Source organism: Shewanella sp. ENK2 (assembly GCF_043568515.1).
Classification (GTDB): Bacteria; Pseudomonadota; Gammaproteobacteria; order Enterobacterales; family Shewanellaceae; genus Shewanella; species Shewanella japonica.
This window is the reverse complement of sequence record NZ_CP171406.1, coordinates 1197396-1214024: the sequence shown is the minus strand read 5'-3', so window position 1 is coordinate 1214024 and position 16629 is coordinate 1197396. Positions and strand designations below refer to the sequence as shown.

The following is a 16629-nucleotide window of genomic DNA, read 5'->3' as shown; positions in this document are numbered from 1 at the left end:
TTAAATTACTTTTAATCCTTGGTTAAAAAGCCACCGAATAGGTGGTCTTTTATTTTTTATATTAAATGTTACAAGAAGTAAACAAATTGTTATAAGGGTGTTCTGGGGGTTAGCTTGTATAAATAAATTAATGGTTTATCTTCAAAAGCGTTTTTTTGTAGCGCCAGCTTGGGTTTGAGGCATAAAAAATGGCGCAGTAAATGCACCATTTTTTAATTTGTTGATTTTATTAATTTCTTACGAGTTCTAGCTCATTTATTAAGTTTTGCGCATTATCCACTTTATCCATCATCCAAAGGATGTAGCGGAAATCAACATGCACAGCACGGGTAATGGTTGGATTGAAGAACCAATCTTTGGTGATTGCTTCGTAGGTTGAATCAAAGTTAAGACCAACCAGTTCGCCTTTACCGTTAAATACCGGTGAGCCTGAATTACCGCCAGTAGTATCAACACTTGATAAGAAGTTAACAGGCACTGAGTTAAATTCTTCCGGCTTATCTAAACAAGAGAACAAGCTGCATATCCAAGAGCGAGGGTCTTGATAAACTGAAGCCACAGTGTGCTTACCGTAATCATTTGTTGCAATGGCATCCAATAATTTTTTCGGTGCATTAAATGGCTCTTCACCCGTATGCTTACCTACAATCCCTTCAAGGCGTGTGAATGGTTGTTTGTAAAGTGCATCACGGGATTGATAACCATCGACCATACCGTAGGTGATACGCAATGTTCTGTTCGCATCTGGGTATACTGGCCAGTCATTTGACTTGTAATAAGCAATCACAGCTTTCATATACTCAGGACGAGCGGTAGACAGTTTTCCTTTTAATGTCTTTTCGGCTTTTTCCTGCGCCATATTGGTGTCATGAAGGGCGACGGCTAAGCGGATAAATGGGTCGGCACTGGTTTCGAATGCTTCGGCATCCTTTTCCATCCACGCTAAGCGCTTTTCTTTATCGGTGAGACCAGTTAATGCGTAATAACCATCAAGTTTATCTGATAACTCCTGTGCATCAGAGATTTGGTTTAATGCATTATCCAAAATTTCGACGCGTTGGTTTTGCCCCATATATGCATTTAAATCTTGGAGCCAAAGTGTTTTATCAACCGACACATCAAAGCTGCGCTCAAGACGCTTTAAGTTCGCAGCAAACATTTTCATGTCACGTTCTTGGAAACCTTGTTCACGTTTGGCATCAGGAAGCTGCTTTTCTTTAGCGAGTCGGTATAACTTCTTAGCGGCAGACAATAACGCACTAGATTGTGCATTATTAAAATAATAATCAGTTTGAACTTGCGTTTGCTGCTCGGCTAATAAAGATTCTAATTCAGTGATGAGATTTTGATTAGCTTGAGTATCCTTTTTTAGCCAAGCTAAAAAGTCATCTTCACGAGTTTGTTTAATACCAACAATATCGGTTGCTTTAAAGCCATCAAGTAAACCGTTAAGCTTTTTCATCCGGTTTGCCATTGATGCTAAATTGCCCGCATATTTGATGGCGATAGCGTTATCTGTCGCAGCCATGCTGTTAATGGTATCAATCTGTAATTGATAGCGTTTTGCATAGGTTGGGTACATCCAATCACTAGCAAACTCAAGCTCACTTGTTAGGCGATAACGACTTGTTGCACCAGGGTAACCTGCTGCAAACACACCATCACCTGCTTTTACGCCGTCAGCATTAATCTTAAGGTAGCTTTTTGGCTCAAAAGGAACATTGTCCTCTGAATATACGGCTGGTTTTCCATCTTTACCGACGTAAGCACGCAAAAAGGTAAAGTCGCCAGAATGGCGTGGGTATTCGTAGTTATCAATATCGCCACCAAATGCCCCAACACTTTCTGGTGGTGCATACACAAGGCGCACATCGCGGATGATAAGTTGTTTAATCAAATAGTATTCTAAACCATTGTGGAAACTACTTACCGAACAGCGATAGTTTTCATCGGTTTCACACTCTTTAATTAATGCTTTACGGTTTGATTGAATATCTTGATAGCGAGTTAATGGATCTGCACTTAAATTGGCATTTACGCTTTTAGTTACATCCGTAACGGCTTCGGTAATGTATAATCGCTCGTTGAGGCCAGCTGAAGGTTCTTCTGCTTTAGTGTTAGCAAGAAAACCTTCTTCAAGGTAGTTGTGCTCAGTTTTACTGTTATATTGTATTGCTCTATAAGCACAATGATGATTGGTAACAACTAGCCCTTGGGGAGAGACGAAACTGGCGGTACAATAGCCTAGACCGACGACAGCATTCATTGGATATTGTGTTAAGTCTGCAAGCTGTTTTGCAGGAATTTCGATGCCGCGTTGTGCTAATTTATCTGCAATAGAAGGCATTTGATAGGGTTGCCATTGGCCTTCATCGGCTTGAGCTAACCCAGAAGACAGCACAAGGGCTGCAACGAGTGCAATACGCATGTTCTTTCCTTATATTATTATTGTTTATCCGCATCAGCGGTTGATGTCTCATGTATTGATATATGCGACATGTTTGCATGACCTCGGTGTTATACCATATTTTACAAACAGGTTGGGAATTGGGAGTTTTAATGTCACAAAAAGGTGTTTTTAAGGCAAAAGAAAGGTTAAAAGACGCTCAAGTCGATGCGCTTAAATTGCCGCCGCATTCCATTGAAGCTGAGCAATCAGTTTTAGGTGGCTTAATGCTGGATGCCGATGCTTGGGATCGTGTTGCTGAAGCGATTGTGGCTGAAGATTTTTACTCCCGCTCTCACCGCATGATTTATGCGGCAATGAGCCGTTTGGTTGAAACCGGCCAACCGATCGATTTAATTACTGTATCTGAGCGATTAGAAGTTGAAGATCAACTTGAAGATGCTGGTGGCTTTGCTTATTTAGGTGAAATTGCCAAAAACACGCCAAGTGCAGGTAATATTTTATCTTACGCTGATATCGTTCGTGAACGTGCTGTTGTCAGGGACATGATTGGCGTTGCACACGAAATTGCTGATGCAGGCTATAACCCCGAAGGCCGCAATTCAAGTGATTTATTGGATTTAGCAGAAACCAAAGTATTTAAAATTGCTGAGTCTCGCGCTAATGCTAATGAAGGCCCTGAAGGAATTAAATCAATCCTTGAGAAAACCGTTGATAAAATTGAGCAGTTATATAACAACCCTCAAAACGGTGTGACAGGAGTTTCGAGTGGCTTTAGTGACCTAGATAAAATGACAGCGGGTTTTCAATCTGGCGATTTGGTGATTGTCGCTGCGCGTCCATCGATGGGTAAAACGACCTTTGCGATGAACTTGTGTGAACAAGCGGCGATGAACGAAGATAAACCTGTACTGATTTTCAGCTTAGAAATGCCGTCAGAACAAATCATGATGCGTATGTTGGCGTCATTAGGTCGAGTCGACCAAACGAAAATTCGTACCGGACAATTGGATGATGAAGATTGGGCACGTGTATCATCGACCATGGGCATAATGCTTGAGCAAGGTAAAATGTATATCGATGATGGCTCTGGTCTTACTCCTACAGAGGTTCGCAGTCGTGCACGCCGAATTGCTCGTGAGTATGGTGGTTTATCTATGATCATGATCGATTACTTGCAGTTAATGCAAGTGCCGTCATTAAAAGATAACCGTACCTTAGAGATTGCCGAAATTTCCCGCTCACTTAAATCGTTAGCCAAAGAATTAGAGATCCCAGTGATTGCATTATCGCAGCTTAACCGCTCGCTGGAGCAACGTGCCGATAAGCGACCTGTTAACTCAGATTTACGTGAATCAGGATCGATTGAGCAAGATGCGGATTTGATCATGTTTATTTATCGTGATGAAGTGTATAACGATGATTCTGAACAAAAAGGTGTCGCAGAAATTATTATCGGTAAACAGCGTAACGGCCCAATTGGTCGTGTGCCTTTGACCTTCCAAGGCCAGTTTTCACGCTTTGATAATTATTCTGGCACTCAGATATTTGATGAAGATTAAAGCTGCCTAAGTCAGCTTAATGACCGCACCAAATAACCTGTGATATTCAAGCCTCTGTTATAATTAACAGAGGCTAATTTTTTGAATGCTGTTAGGCAATAAGTAACATATAACTACAGCAAAATAAGGCTAAGTATTTGAAACCTTTTCCACGCGCAGAAATCAGTCGTCAAGCGCTACAGAATAACCTCACTCGGCTGCGAGAAATTGCGCCGAATAGTAAGGTCATGGCTGTTGTTAAAGCCAATGGTTATGGACATGGTTTATTAAATGTCGCCCAATGTGTTGATAATGCTGATGGGTTTGGCTTAGCAAGGCTGGAAGAAGCGCTACAACTTCGCGCTGGCGGCGTGAGTGCAAAATTATTACTGTTAGAGGGGTGTTTTCGCCAATCAGATCTTCCTTTGCTGGTAGAGCATCAAATTGATACGGTTGTACATCACGAGTCTCAGTTAGAAATGTTAGAACAGTCGTCCTTATCTAAGCCGATTATTGTGTGGATGAAAGTGGACACAGGTATGCACCGTTTAGGCTTCGATTTAGAGCAATTTAACGAGATATATCAACGTCTGCTTACTTGTCCTAATGTGGCTAAGCCAATTCACTTAATGACACATTTTGCCTGCGCTGATGAACCCGATAATGCATTAACACAACGTCAAATTGATGCGTTTGAGCAGCTGATTAAAGGCTTACCTGGTGATGTAACTTTGGCGAATTCTGCTGCTACATTGTTCTGGCCGCACAGCCAGTGCGACTGGATTAGACCTGGCATTGCATTATATGGTGTTTCACCTGTTTTCGGTGACAAAGGCACCCATCATGGACTTACACCTGCCATGGAATTAGTGTCTAACCTGATTGCTGTCAGGGAACATAAAGCCGGAGAAAGTGTTGGTTATGGCGCCCATTGGACCGCTGATAATGATACTCGACTTGGCGTTGTTGCCATTGGTTATGGTGATGGATATCCTCGTAATGCTCCAGAAGGCACCCCTGTTTGGTTAAATGGTCGAAGAGTACCGATCGTTGGTCGTGTATCTATGGATATGCTGACAGTGGATTTAGGTAAAGATGCTACAGATAAGGTTGGCGATCTTGTTCAGTTATGGGGCAAGGCGCTTGCCGTTGAAGAAGTTGCGGAGCACATAGGCACCATTGCTTATGAGCTTGTGACTAAACTGACTCCCAGAGTTGTAGTAGATTTACAGCAATAACATTTGTCAGTAATTTTCGTTGTGAAACTAGATGTTGCAGGTTAATTAAGTCAATAGTTAGCCTGTATTAGAAGGAAAATTAGGTGCAGTTGTATAAATCTGTAGTATTGATTTATTGCCTTTTATTAAGCGTAAATAGTGTGGCTCAAGCAAGCTCTGTGATCTCACAGAGTAGCGATATTGAAACACCCAATATACAAACATTGGCGTCAGAAGGGGCCACTGTATCGGTAGAGTTGCCTCATGATGAAGCGGCTAGAGATACTGAAGACGCTAATCAAACGGCTCAAAAGCAGTCTGAACCACAATCAAATCATCAATATGATCCTGAGTTTGTCGCTGTTCCTATTGTTTTTTCAACAGAAACCCTTAGCACCACATTTGGCGCTGCAGGATTAGTAAAGCATGCTGGCCAAGCGCAAGCAGTCGCTTTAGGCATTGGCCTATACTCTGCAAATGACAGCTGGTTAACTTATGCTGGATTTTATAATTATCAATTACCTAAACTTGATCAATGGCTGTTTAGTGCTGAGGTATTTCGTGGTCACTATGAACAAGGAATTTACTACTTACCACAAGCGCCACAAGCACCAAAGGCTAATGATAGTGAGCGAATAATCAGTGTTGGTGATGAAGGTTTTTCAAAACTACATATTAAATATGTCCTGCCTTTTGCTGGTGGCAAAAATGGCGCAGCAGCCTCGTTAGCGAGAAAGAAAAATGCAGTGAGCTGGAATCCATTAGAATCTGGTGTCACAAGCATTAGTTTAACTCCCTTTAACAAATATCGTGAGTTAGAAGCCTTGGATTACTTACCTGATGAAGCCAGAGGTTTTGAGTTGTCGCTTAACTGGGATAACCGTGATTCAGCTAATAATAGTAGCCAAGGTGGTGAGAGTAATTTAACCATTACCCGTGGTAGCGATATAAATGATGACCCAAATTGGTTGATGTGGGAATTTGAGCAAAGTGCATTTTTGTCACTTGGGAGCAATGCTTGGTTTGAAGATCAAGTATTAGCTACCAATGTTTATATTGCCGATACGCCAACTTGGAATGATATTGACAATAGTACACAAGAATTTAAGCGTCCGCCGAGTTTTGCTGGCGTCTCCTTGGGTGGTTTTGATCGACTTAGAGGGTACGACTCAAAGCAATTTACTGGCCGTAGTGCAGTTAATTATGCTTTAGAATATCGTATCACTCCTCGTTGGCAACCCCTGCAGAATCTACCTGTGTTTAATTTGTATAACGTACCTTGGTGGCAATGGGCGTTATTGTTAGAAGCGGGTAATGTCAGTGATGAGTTCAGCTTCGATTCTCTCCATGAAGAGATGAAAACGGCTTATGGCGCAAGTATTCGATTTGAAGTTGAAAGTATCGTTATTCGTACCGACTTTGTCACAGGAGGCGATGAAAGCCAGTTTTGGGTCATGGTTAATCAGCCCTTTTAATTCAACTACTAATTTTATTACTGAAACGATCTTGCATTAGCTTCTGTCATTAACGCTTTGATTAGTTATGATTTAAGTTATAAATATTGCAGGAAAGGTATACGATTTACACTCAATTAGTTTCTAATTTAAATGCTTATTGAGCTCTTTATTCAAGGACTCAATAAGCATTGTTTATAATACCTGTGTCAGGATAAAAATAAGAAAAAGGCGGGAATGAACACGCCTAAACTCATCAATAAAATGGATTTTGGCTTGGCTGGACCGTGCTTCCCTTTGACCATAAACAAGGCTGATAGTGCCAAAAATATCAACATGCCAGCAAACAAGTCAGAGAAATACACCCATGCATTGCGTGTTTCATTCAAGTGCAACTTGTTCAATGCCTGAAGGATCACTCTAGGCTCAATATCTTGATAGCTCACCAGATGATGTCGCCTATCCCAAAACAGTGTATCGCCATCATCGAGAAAAACTTCAAACTGATTCTTATTCTGCCAAAAGCTGGACTTTACCGTTTGTGTTAATCCAAAACTGTTCTGCATTCGCTGAATAATTTGTTGATCATCAAGTGCTAACCAGTCACTGTCATCAACCTGCTTAGTCTGTTTCTCTACAGCATAATTAGGGTTCCAATCGGCAATATGATTAACCGCAATCCCTGATACCGCAAAGATGATTGAAAAACCAATGCAAAAATATCCAATATCACGATGTAAGTTTCGATTAAGACGATACCAATTAATACCTTTAAACCATTTAATCAAGGATACTGACTCCTGTCGGTACCAGTTGATACATGGTCATTGCCTCTGTAACTGATGCAGGATCGAATGCTTCGCCAGCTTCTTTAGCGTAATGCGCTTTAATCTCACGAGTTTGCTCAAGATCGTATCGAAGCGCTTGTAGTTTTCCAGTCGCTAACGCTTTTTTACCACGAGCAGTTAATGGAAATACCATTTCGCCGTCTTTCACTTTTATTCGCAATGTTTGAAATCGCTTGTCAGAGGCAATGGTCATCCAACAACCACGGTGCTCACATACTCCGACAATGGTTCCTTCAATAGTAACCGTGTTTTCAAGGTAATCCTCTGGCGAGTCCATCAAGGTCGATACTGGTACTAGGTAGTCTCTATTCACACCTTCACCAAAGTCTGTTGCCGCCTGCGCAGTGCCGGCTAAGGTGCTGAAGAAAATTGCTGCGGCAATCATTTTTTTGCTTTCATGTTTTGTCCTACTGTTATGTCTTGGTCGTTATTAAAATCAATAACTCGGCCACTGTTATATTGAGTGGCCGACGTATCATCTATAATTTTTTCCTCCGGGCATATCGATGAAGGTTAATCGATGTGGTAATGGGAAGATTTGTTTGGCTAGTACTTCTAAGCCTTCAAGGGTTACCTGTTCGTGTAATTGTCCAGACCGCTTGATATAGCTAGCATTTTTATATCGTTTGTCAGATAAAATAAGTCTTCTCAGCCAAGTGTTAGCATTGTTATTACGGCTTTTTTCTGCAAAATAGATATCTTCCACAATACGTTGTAAATCTTGTTCAGCAATAGCGGAAGACAGGTTGTTAAGCACTTCATTCGTCGCAGTAAGTAATTCATCAGCACGCTCTGGTGCGCAAGTGTAATGCACTTCGGTTTCCACTCTGTTCTGCTGAGGATCTAAGCGCATTTCAAATTTGATAGAATAAATGCCGCCGAGTTCTTGCCTGAGTTTCTTCTTAAGCATTTTTTCGCAATAGGTGTCAGCGTTGATACTAAGAATGCATTTTCGGGGGTCCACTGCATCGGTAAATACCCGTACTGACTAATCTCGGCTTTTTGCTGGTCATGGCTTTGAATATACTCAACACGGTTAGCTGGAAGTTGCATGCTGCTGCTGTTATCCAAACTCGCTTTGCGGCTAATATTTGCTAATGAGTGACTCATTTGCTGTTCTAAATCAGTTTGCGATAATTCCCCAATGATATAGAAGGTGACTGGTTGCGATAAGATAGTTTTGGCTTGCTCTTCAATTTTTGCTTGGTTTAAGGCATCAACGTCAACTTGGTTAATGTCATCAAGCGTTGATTCACCAAAACGTTGTTGATTGACAAATTGCGATTTTGGTTGAATTCGGTTTGCCTGTTGAACAACGTCATTTTTAACTGACTCCCAGGCACCTTTATCAATACCTGTACTCATTCGTAAATGATATAACTGCATTAAGGTTGCTAATTGATCGGGTGCTATAACAGCAGCTAAATCCAACTCATTGGCTTTAAATTCCCATTGCCAATGTGGATTATCCACTTGCCATTGTTGCCACTCAGTTTCACTCCATTGCGCTAAACCACTCTGTTGCCACAACTGTATACTGGTTTGAGCAAGCCACGCTGGCATCGCGTTGTTTTGAAAACCTACTTGAGTTAACGCTTTGATATACAGTTTATTATCAGAGGTAGGTTTGTTAAGCCACAACAGTTGGTCACCATTGCTTAGCTGGTATTTTCTTAAGGTTAATGTTTGCTGTTGATATTGCCACTGCTCAGATTCAAGTGGAGACCAACTACCAGGTTTTGAGGTCACTTTTGGCAGATTAGGTGTCGTTACTTCTGAGTCCGAGGCTGTATTGATGGCTTGGGCTGCTTTGGGTTTGACATCGGCTAGCAACACACTTTTTTCAAGAGTATTGATATTTTCTTGGATATCAGCCTGCAATTGACGAACTTCTGCAGTTGTTGGTAGTGTGATTTGTTGATCGCCACCAGCTTGGAAGTATAAAAAGTTGTCTTCAGCATCAAGCATTTCACGCATGCGTGCGTTAAGCTCTTCAAAGGTCATCTTATTCAACCATTGATGAGTGCGCTCGCTACGTGCAACTGGCGACTCTAACAAGCTGCCTTGTACAAACGCTTCAGTAATTTTATCTTCCCAAGCGGCAAAATCACGATGCTTTGCGGCTTTAATATTGCGACTATTAATCTCTTTTGCTTTGTCTCGTATTTGGATAAATTCTTGCTTATCTAAACCATCTCGGTATAGCCGAGCCAATTCAGTTGCTACAACTTTGAGGCCTAATTCATGATTATGAGTGCGAGAGGCAATAGCAACAATCAGACGGTTATTTGTTGGCTCTTTGACAGTAAGGCTAAGGCTTTCAATATCATCAGAATCAACTAATGATTTATTTCGTCGTATTTGATTTCTCATCATTTTACGTAAGAAGTAATTTTGTAAATACGTGTACTGACCTTGCTCTGTTGTACGGTCAGGCATTGGCATACGCAATCCATAAACCACCATGGAAGTGCTACCTTTAGGATGCTGCACTTTATCTATATATAGCTTAGGCGATAAAGGCAAAGCCACATAGTCGCGTTTAGGCTGTGGTTTTGATGGTAAAAGGCCAAACGAATGCTGAATAGCGTGCTCAGTTTTTGCGACATCGAGATAACCAGAGATGACTAATTTCATATTACTCGCGACATAAAATGTGTTGTAGAAATCTCTTAGCTCACTGATATCGGCTTGTTTAATTGATTCATAAGTACCAATAGTAGGGCGATCAACATAACGGGAGTTATTTCTTACAACCGCTTTTTTTAGCTGGTTAACTTCATCAGCTAGCCCATTTCCCTGACGCCACTCTTCAACAATTACTCCTCGTTCTCGCTGCCAATCAGCTGCATCTAAGGTGGCGTGGCCTGCAAGTTGTGACATTAATGCAAGTGATCCTTGCATATCTAATGCATCATTTGGCCGAGTTCGGATCATGTATTGAGTTTCAGTTTGACGAGTCATTGCGTTAACTTGCAAACCTGTTTTCCACCCCAGTTTTTCGAGATAGTTGTGGATCCCTTCTGGGTGGTTCTGAGTTTTATGAAAGACCATATGCTCAAGCATATGCGCAACACCTGCGCGTTGTTTTTCGTCTACGGAGCCTGCGTTAACAATCAAGCGTATATTAAAAGGATCAGTTTTTTTATCACTGTTGTAGATAACGTACTGTAGTCCATTGTCTAACTTGCCCGTAGTCAAAGCGGGATCCCATTGGTATTGGGCTGAACAAGTAACGCTTATGAAGACAACAATACAAGCGATAAGACGAGCACAGCTCGTCAGCATTTTTCTGTATTCATTCATTGAGTGCACATTAGGAGAAAGTTATGTTCGCATCACGAACTAGTTAAAAAAGATCCAGACATATCGTTGATAACATTTACATCGTGTTTATGCGTGATTGTTATCAATTAAATCTGGAATACAAAATATTAATTAGGCTATTTAATTTAATAACCGTAAGTTAGGTTTAGGATGTTCAGCGTATTGGTAAACTAAATAGCTTACCAACACGCAGGTCTAGCTTTGTTGCAACTTATGCTGTGTCTTTAGTCATAGGTATAATTTATGCCTAGCCAGAAACTTCGGCCAACCTCAACCCCAGACTCACCTGGTAATACCGAATATGTTCTGCTGTCTAATAAGTTACTTATATCAAAGCTCAAGGCTAGGCCGTGCTTATTGAAATCAGGTAATCGGTAGCGTAATGATGCATTAAATAAAATGGCATCATCGTATTCAAACTCCCTATAAATAGTCGCTTCGAGGGGTAACAATTCACCTGAAGGGGTTGTCTCAATAATATCTTCAAATTCATGTACTTCTGAAGTTGCTGATACAGACGTGTAGCCTTGGGTGTATGTTGCGGTTAACGTCGTTTGTAAATCATCAGTCCACTTGGCGGTCCAGCCCATATTAACTATCCAAGGGCGTGCATAATTTGATGCAAGTCGGTCAAGGTCGTCTAGAGAAACAGCGGTATAAATTGTTTCTTCTGTGCCATCTTCATTAATGATAGTGGTTTCATAAGCAACAATATCTTCAGCTGGTGTATCGTCGATATTGTCATCATAGCTTTCCTGACTCGTATAAGTTTCAGACCAAGAAGTATTCGCCCAGAAACTATGATTGCGCCATTGGCCATTCCAAGACAGGGAAATACGCTTTTGCTCGCTCTCACCTTTGTTAACTTGATAAAGATAGGTATAGCCTCCTTCTCTAACAGAGTCACCCTGACCAATTTCATCCTTGTTTTGGCGCCAAACGCCACGCAAGGACAAGAAACCACCGAGCAGTTCTTGTTTCCAGCCCAAGGTTAATTCATCAGAATAGGGGGTTTTTACGCCGTCGTATCGATACCGCGTTAAGTCTTGCTCGCTGTCATCAATCCAATCACCGACAACATTATTGTATGAGTCACGGTATTGGGTGATATAAGGTAACTGCTGCTCGCGAATTGCATAGGTTGTTAAATTTGCATCGTAATAGCGGCTAGCACCAAAAGTGATTAAGGTTTGGTTGTCGCCAAAAAGGTCATAACCACCGGAAATACGTGGCGCGATATTATGATTACCAAAGAAATCTTCAGTGTCATAACGCAAACCTAAATTTAGTTTTAGGTTGTCCCACTCGATCACATCTTGAATGTACATTGATGCTTTACGCACAGTGACATCAATATGTTCCTCTTGATAAATAACTCGCCGTTGAAAAAACTGTCCCGTTGTACCGACTGACTTTTCATAAAGCGCGAGGTGTTCAGGGTTGGTTGGATCAAATGGCTCACCTAATATGGCTTCCAGCTCTTCAATAGAGGTGTTATTTGACTGTTCAATACAATCGTAATTGTTGCCATTACAATTCACTTGACTGTTTATTCTAGCGTTAGAATAGGTCACAGCTTGCTGCTCTCGATCACGCAATATTTGCTGACTTTCTAATTGTAGACCCATACTAAATTGATGGTCTAAGTCCCAAAAGTTGGCGTCAAAATCAAACTTGTTATTTAACGAATAGGTGATTTGTTGGGTATCGAGATCACCATAAGCACCTTCTTTAGATACGGTCGCCCAAGGATCAGCCCAATCTTTTCCTGGAACATTCGCCCAAGAGAAGTAATCTTGAGGTGCTGTGCGGCTATTTTCACTGTAACGACTGTTAGCAGTAATTTTCCAGTCGGCCCAACCAAGGTTTCGATATCCCACCGCGTTTAGTGCATAGCCACCCCCTTTGGTTGTGTACTCACTATTTAAGGTGTCAGTGAGAATATCGTGGTTTTCAAAAGGGGCATAAAGCGCTGATACACTGAGGTGATCAAACCAATCTAGTTCAGAGTCGTACTTCAACATCACGTTCGAGTTTGTACTCTCGGTATCTTCTAATACGCCAAGGGACTCGATACTCTGTGTCGATGTGGTGTGATTAACATTTAGACCAATACCTCGGCCATCTTCCAGCTTCTTAGCGAGTTGAAGTTTGTATTGGTGTTTGTCATATACCGGCTTGTCAAAAGTTGATTCCGAAGGGTCGTCGTTATCGCCATAGATATCATGGAACTCCACCCAATCAGAACTAGTGCCTCGGTACCCCAGTCTTACCGCGGGTAAATCCCAGGCATCTTTACTTTGAGATTCCACAACACCACCCACAAACTCGCCATACTCCACCGGAATGTTAGAATCATAGACGGTAATGCTTTCTACTAAGTCTTTGTTTAAGAAGAACTCGTTTGTATGACCCGCTACTGAGTTTTGGCTACTTGTGGCTAATGAAGAGCTACCAGGGTCGATACGGCTATTGACGTTCATTCCGTCTATAAAAAATCCATTTTGGTAGGCTTTACCGCCAGAAATAGATACCTCACGCGAACGAATGTCCGTTAGACTCGATAAGCTATTGTCAGCTTCACTGGTTTGAATACCCGGAAGACCTTTTAATAGCTCAGTAATGTCACCATTGCCAATAGGGGCATTTTCAATGAAATCCTGAGATAGGAATATTCTACCTTGTGCTTCAAGTACTTCTGGGCCAAAGTAACGACCTGTGACTTCTATCACCTCAACAGGTGTTCCGTCATTGTTAAGGCAGCCTTTCATTAATTTTGCTTGCTCGTCGCTCAGTAACTTCGCTTCGGGAAAACGTAAGTGCTGAGCACAGCTCTGCCATAATTCAGCAGTCTTTTTAGTGCTTGCTAGGATTGTTTGTTGTTGCTGTTCAAAAGAGTCAACCTCTTCCGCAAAAGCGGAAAAGGTTACCGTTAGGTTTAACGCCAGCATCATGCTGACGTATACAGGATTAAGTGTTAACTTCATAGTGTTAACCGTTACTGCGCGTTATCAGGCAATAGTGGATTAACATCTTCGCTGTCAAGAATACCGTCACCGTCAGTATCATCATCAGCGGTCAAGCCAGAAGCGGTGATTTGTTCTTCAGTTGCTGTGCTGATGAAGAAGTTAGGCTTACCGTCTTGATCTGTATCGACGTTAGCTGCAACAGTTGCAGGGAAATCTTCTTGTAGGGCGATTTCTTCAGCTAATACAGAGGTAAGCTCTAATTGAGCAGCTTCTGCATTGGCATCTCGAGCAATGATCTCTTTTGCTAAATCGTAGTTACGCGCTCCAGCAAGTAGGGCGACCGAATCCTCGTAAATATTAGCTTGAATGGTTGCGGTTTGTGTTTGCACCTTGGTATCAATGAAACTAATTAGCTTTGCAATATCAGCTTGTATGCTGGCTAAACTTGTCGCATATTCATCCGATGCTGCGTGATAACGCATTTGTGTTACCACAGAGTACGCATCGGTAGAGGTATTAAAATCATCAGGGCTAGCAAGTTGCTCAAGTATATCAATACCTAAGTCTAACCCTGCTTCTTCATCGCCATCTTCTGCAGCAACAAATGCCTCATATCCGGCTATATATTCGTTTACTAATGTTGTAGTTTGCTCAGCAGCACTCATTAACAAGCCGTTAAGTGCAGCGCTTTGGGCAAATTCGTAACGCCATTCAATGCGGTCTTCAAAATCACTGACTATGTCGATCAACGATAGTGCTTCAATGGTCGTGGCTGCTGCGACTTCTGACTCATCGACCTTACCAGCAATGCTCATCAACTTCTGTCGTGCATCTAACAGGTTAGAGGTTGTAAGGCCTTCTGCGTTGTTCGGGTAGTTATCAGTTAATAGTTGATGGCAGGTTGGGAATAATGCTTTGGCATCATCTTGAGCATCCATCCGTTGGAGTAATTCGATCAATTTACCACAGCCCCAGTCGCCAACAATGTAGGCTGGAGACGTCAGCCTTTCATTAATCATTTCTTCACTGGTAAGAATGCCTTTGGCAACTTCAATAGCCTGTTTGGCTTCATCATACATACCATAATTAATAAGGTGTGTGGTTAATCCTGGGCTGGTAATTGTTTGCTCTGCAACGGCTCTGAACTGTGTTCGGTAAGCATCTGGTGATAGAGCAATTAAATAGTCTGTTGCGGTTTCAACACTGCCACCCTCAAGTATGATTGATAACCCATGATAATCGTCAATCTCTTCCTGAACCGTTGATTCATACCGATCTAAGAATTCGGAACCTGCTACAATCGCTAAAGCTGGGTTCGGTGTTATGTTAGGGTAAAACAGTTCTAGTGGACCGGCCGCGAGTTGTAATGCATAAGCGACGCCGTTCTCTTTGGTATATTCCGCATACTCATTCGCTGGACGATTATATTCTTCATCGTAAGTTACCTCACCGTGTAGAGAAATTATCCGCGCGATGAGCTCCTTACTTTTAAGCTCTTCGCCTGCACGAACATAGTATTCAAGCGCCCAGCCGTAATAAAATGCTCGTCTATAATAATCAGGGCTTCCGGCATTGGTTTTTGAAGAGGGTAAATACTCATAACCGATATCTTCAATGTACTCGACAAAATGATCAACGGAAGCAACAAATTTAAGTCGATTCGCCTCTGTTTTATCCGCCAAGTATTGTGCTTGCAATGCCTCGACATAATTACGGTTGCTAGTCAGTAAATAGCCATAACTTGTCGTATATTCATCAGATTTTAGTGCTTCTTTAATCAGCTCAAGCGTTGCTAATACATTTTCGGCGCCTAGTTCATTGCCGCTGTCTTGATAATCGCCTAATAGAGAAAGGTAAAATCCACCATCTGAGGTATTGAAGCTACTAAAGCCTTTGTCTGCGACGTAGATATTGTAGACTTTTAATGCCTCATCACGAAGTGTGTCTCCTTGGTCAAATAAACCATTGTCATTATAGTCAGATGCAATATCTTTTAATGCTCTGGCTTTGTTGTCTTGATTAATAATATCTTCATTGACAATACGGCTACTTTCGTCAGTAAAGCCTGCATTGGCATAACCGCGTGCTAACGCAAGGTAGGCTGGGTCAGCTAGATTGTCTTGTTCAAGGCTATCAATTAATGCCTGAGACTGCTTAAGATGTGATAATTCGGAAGCGTAGTAATAATCTTGCTTTTGCTGATTAGTTTCGTAGCTAGGCTTAAGCTCAATAACGGCTGTGAGCATGTCAGAATGCCCATCGGTGACACCTACTGTAAAAGATTTGGCAAATGATAATGGGTCTGCGGTGTAAGTGAATGAGCCCGTTATTGCATCAAGTGTTAATGTTCCTGATTCTGGGGCAGCTTCAATGCTGTAGCTTAGATCGTCATCGTCAGCATCCGTCGCCACAATTTGTCCTTCTGTCACACCATTTGCATTCACAGCGATGCTGCTACTTACAATTACGGGGATGTCATTCACATTGGTGACAGTGAATACCAGATTTGCTGAGGTGGCAACCGTTCCATCATTTGCTTGTACTGTTGCGGTGTCTGTACCAAAAAAATCAACTGCTGGCGTATAACTGTAGCTTCCATCAGCACTCAATGAAAGTGACCCATTTTCAGGCGTCTGAGTAATAGAAAAGGTGATTTGATCGCTATTTTCATCAGTGGCGATTAAATTACCATCAAAACTAGTGTCTTCTTGCACAGTTACAGCCAGTGAAGCTGTGTCAAATACTGGTGCAGAGTTTGAGTCTGAAGAGCCTCCACCACATGCTGTTAGTAATGCGGAAACTACAGCAATAGCTAAAGGTGCGATCGGGAATGTATGCTTCGCCATCAGAAAGTCCTATTTATTAT

Annotated in this window: 10 protein-coding genes; 3 read left to right on the top strand and 7 right to left on the bottom strand. The window is 41.8% G+C overall.

The genetic code is table 11. The annotated features are described in order from the left end of the window. Positions 1-229: 229 nt before the first annotated feature. Entirely contained in the window at positions 230-2428 is a 2199-nt protein-coding gene (locus ACGEDC_RS05435) for a S46 family peptidase (RefSeq protein WP_394496953.1), read from the bottom strand. A 131-nt stretch (positions 2429-2559) separates the two neighbouring features. On the opposite strand from ACGEDC_RS05435, the gene dnaB reads away from it, so the two are divergent. The 3 genes from dnaB to ACGEDC_RS05420 all read left to right on the top strand — a co-directional run bounded on the left by dnaB (position 2560) and on the right by ACGEDC_RS05420 (position 6640). Further along, positions 2560-3969: a replicative DNA helicase gene (gene dnaB, locus ACGEDC_RS05430; RefSeq protein WP_055023450.1), complete on the top strand. Its 1410-nt coding sequence runs from the start codon at positions 2560-2562 to the stop codon at positions 3967-3969. A gap of 137 nt (positions 3970-4106) precedes the next feature. Beyond that, positions 4107-5186 carry an alanine racemase gene (gene alr / locus ACGEDC_RS05425; RefSeq protein ID WP_394496951.1) on the top strand — a complete coding sequence of 360 codons (1080 nt, stop codon included), beginning with the start codon at positions 4107-4109 and terminating at the stop codon, positions 5184-5186. A gap of 83 nt (positions 5187-5269) precedes the next feature. Further along, the gene (locus ACGEDC_RS05420) at positions 5270-6640 is read left to right on the top strand and encodes a hypothetical protein (protein ID WP_394496949.1); all 1371 of its coding nucleotides are present in this window, start codon (positions 5270-5272) and stop codon (positions 6638-6640) included. A gap of 188 nt (positions 6641-6828) precedes the next feature. On the opposite strand, the gene ACGEDC_RS05415 is transcribed toward ACGEDC_RS05420, so the two are convergent. The 6 genes from ACGEDC_RS05415 to ACGEDC_RS05390 all read right to left on the bottom strand — a co-directional run bounded on the left by ACGEDC_RS05415 (position 6829) and on the right by ACGEDC_RS05390 (position 16609). Next, positions 6829-7407 carry a PepSY-associated TM helix domain-containing protein gene (locus tag ACGEDC_RS05415; protein WP_394496947.1) on the bottom strand — a complete coding sequence of 193 codons (579 nt, stop codon included), beginning with the start codon at positions 7405-7407 and terminating at the stop codon, positions 6829-6831. Next, positions 7400-7852, bottom strand: coding sequence for a DUF4920 domain-containing protein (locus ACGEDC_RS05410; RefSeq protein ID WP_394496945.1), 453 nt, complete (start codon positions 7850-7852; stop codon positions 7400-7402). Before ACGEDC_RS05410 ends, ACGEDC_RS05415 begins: the two co-directional genes overlap by 8 nt. Positions 7853-7942: 90 nt before the next feature. Continuing rightward, positions 7943-8293, bottom strand: a complete 351-nt coding sequence (locus tag ACGEDC_RS05405) for a hypothetical protein (protein WP_394496943.1) — start codon at positions 8291-8293, stop codon at positions 7943-7945. A 17-nt stretch (positions 8294-8310) separates the two neighbouring features. Beyond that, entirely contained in the window at positions 8311-10773 is a 2463-nt protein-coding gene (locus ACGEDC_RS05400; protein ID WP_394496941.1) for a M16 family metallopeptidase, read from the bottom strand. Between the two features lie 245 nt (positions 10774-11018). Continuing rightward, entirely contained in the window at positions 11019-13781 is a 2763-nt protein-coding gene (locus ACGEDC_RS05395; protein ID WP_394496939.1) for a TonB-dependent receptor plug domain-containing protein, read from the bottom strand. 11 nt (positions 13782-13792) lie between these two features. After that, positions 13793-16609, bottom strand: a complete 2817-nt coding sequence (locus ACGEDC_RS05390; RefSeq protein ID WP_394496937.1) for an Ig-like domain-containing protein — start codon at positions 16607-16609, stop codon at positions 13793-13795. Positions 16610-16629: the final 20 nt, after the last annotated feature.

What these genes read in the sequence shown, in the direction of transcription:
- ACGEDC_RS05435 (WP_394496953.1), bottom strand. Translation starts at nt 2,428, where the DNA reads ATGCGTATTGCACTCGTTGCAGCCCTTGTGCTGTCTTCTGGGTTAGCT.
- dnaB (WP_055023450.1), top strand. Translation starts at nt 2,560, where the DNA reads ATGTCACAAAAAGGTGTTTTTAAGGCAAAAGAAAGGTTAAAAGACGCT.
- ACGEDC_RS05410 (WP_394496945.1), bottom strand. Translation starts at nt 7,852, where the DNA reads ATGATTGCCGCAGCAATTTTCTTCAGCACCTTAGCCGGCACTGCGCAG.
- ACGEDC_RS05400 (WP_394496941.1), bottom strand. Translation starts at nt 10,773, where the DNA reads ATGAATGAATACAGAAAAATGCTGACGAGCTGTGCTCGTCTTATCGCT.
- ACGEDC_RS05395 (WP_394496939.1), bottom strand. Translation starts at nt 13,781, where the DNA reads ATGAAGTTAACACTTAATCCTGTATACGTCAGCATGATGCTGGCGTTA.
- ACGEDC_RS05390 (WP_394496937.1), bottom strand. Translation starts at nt 16,609, where the DNA reads ATGGCGAAGCATACATTCCCGATCGCACCTTTAGCTATTGCTGTAGTT.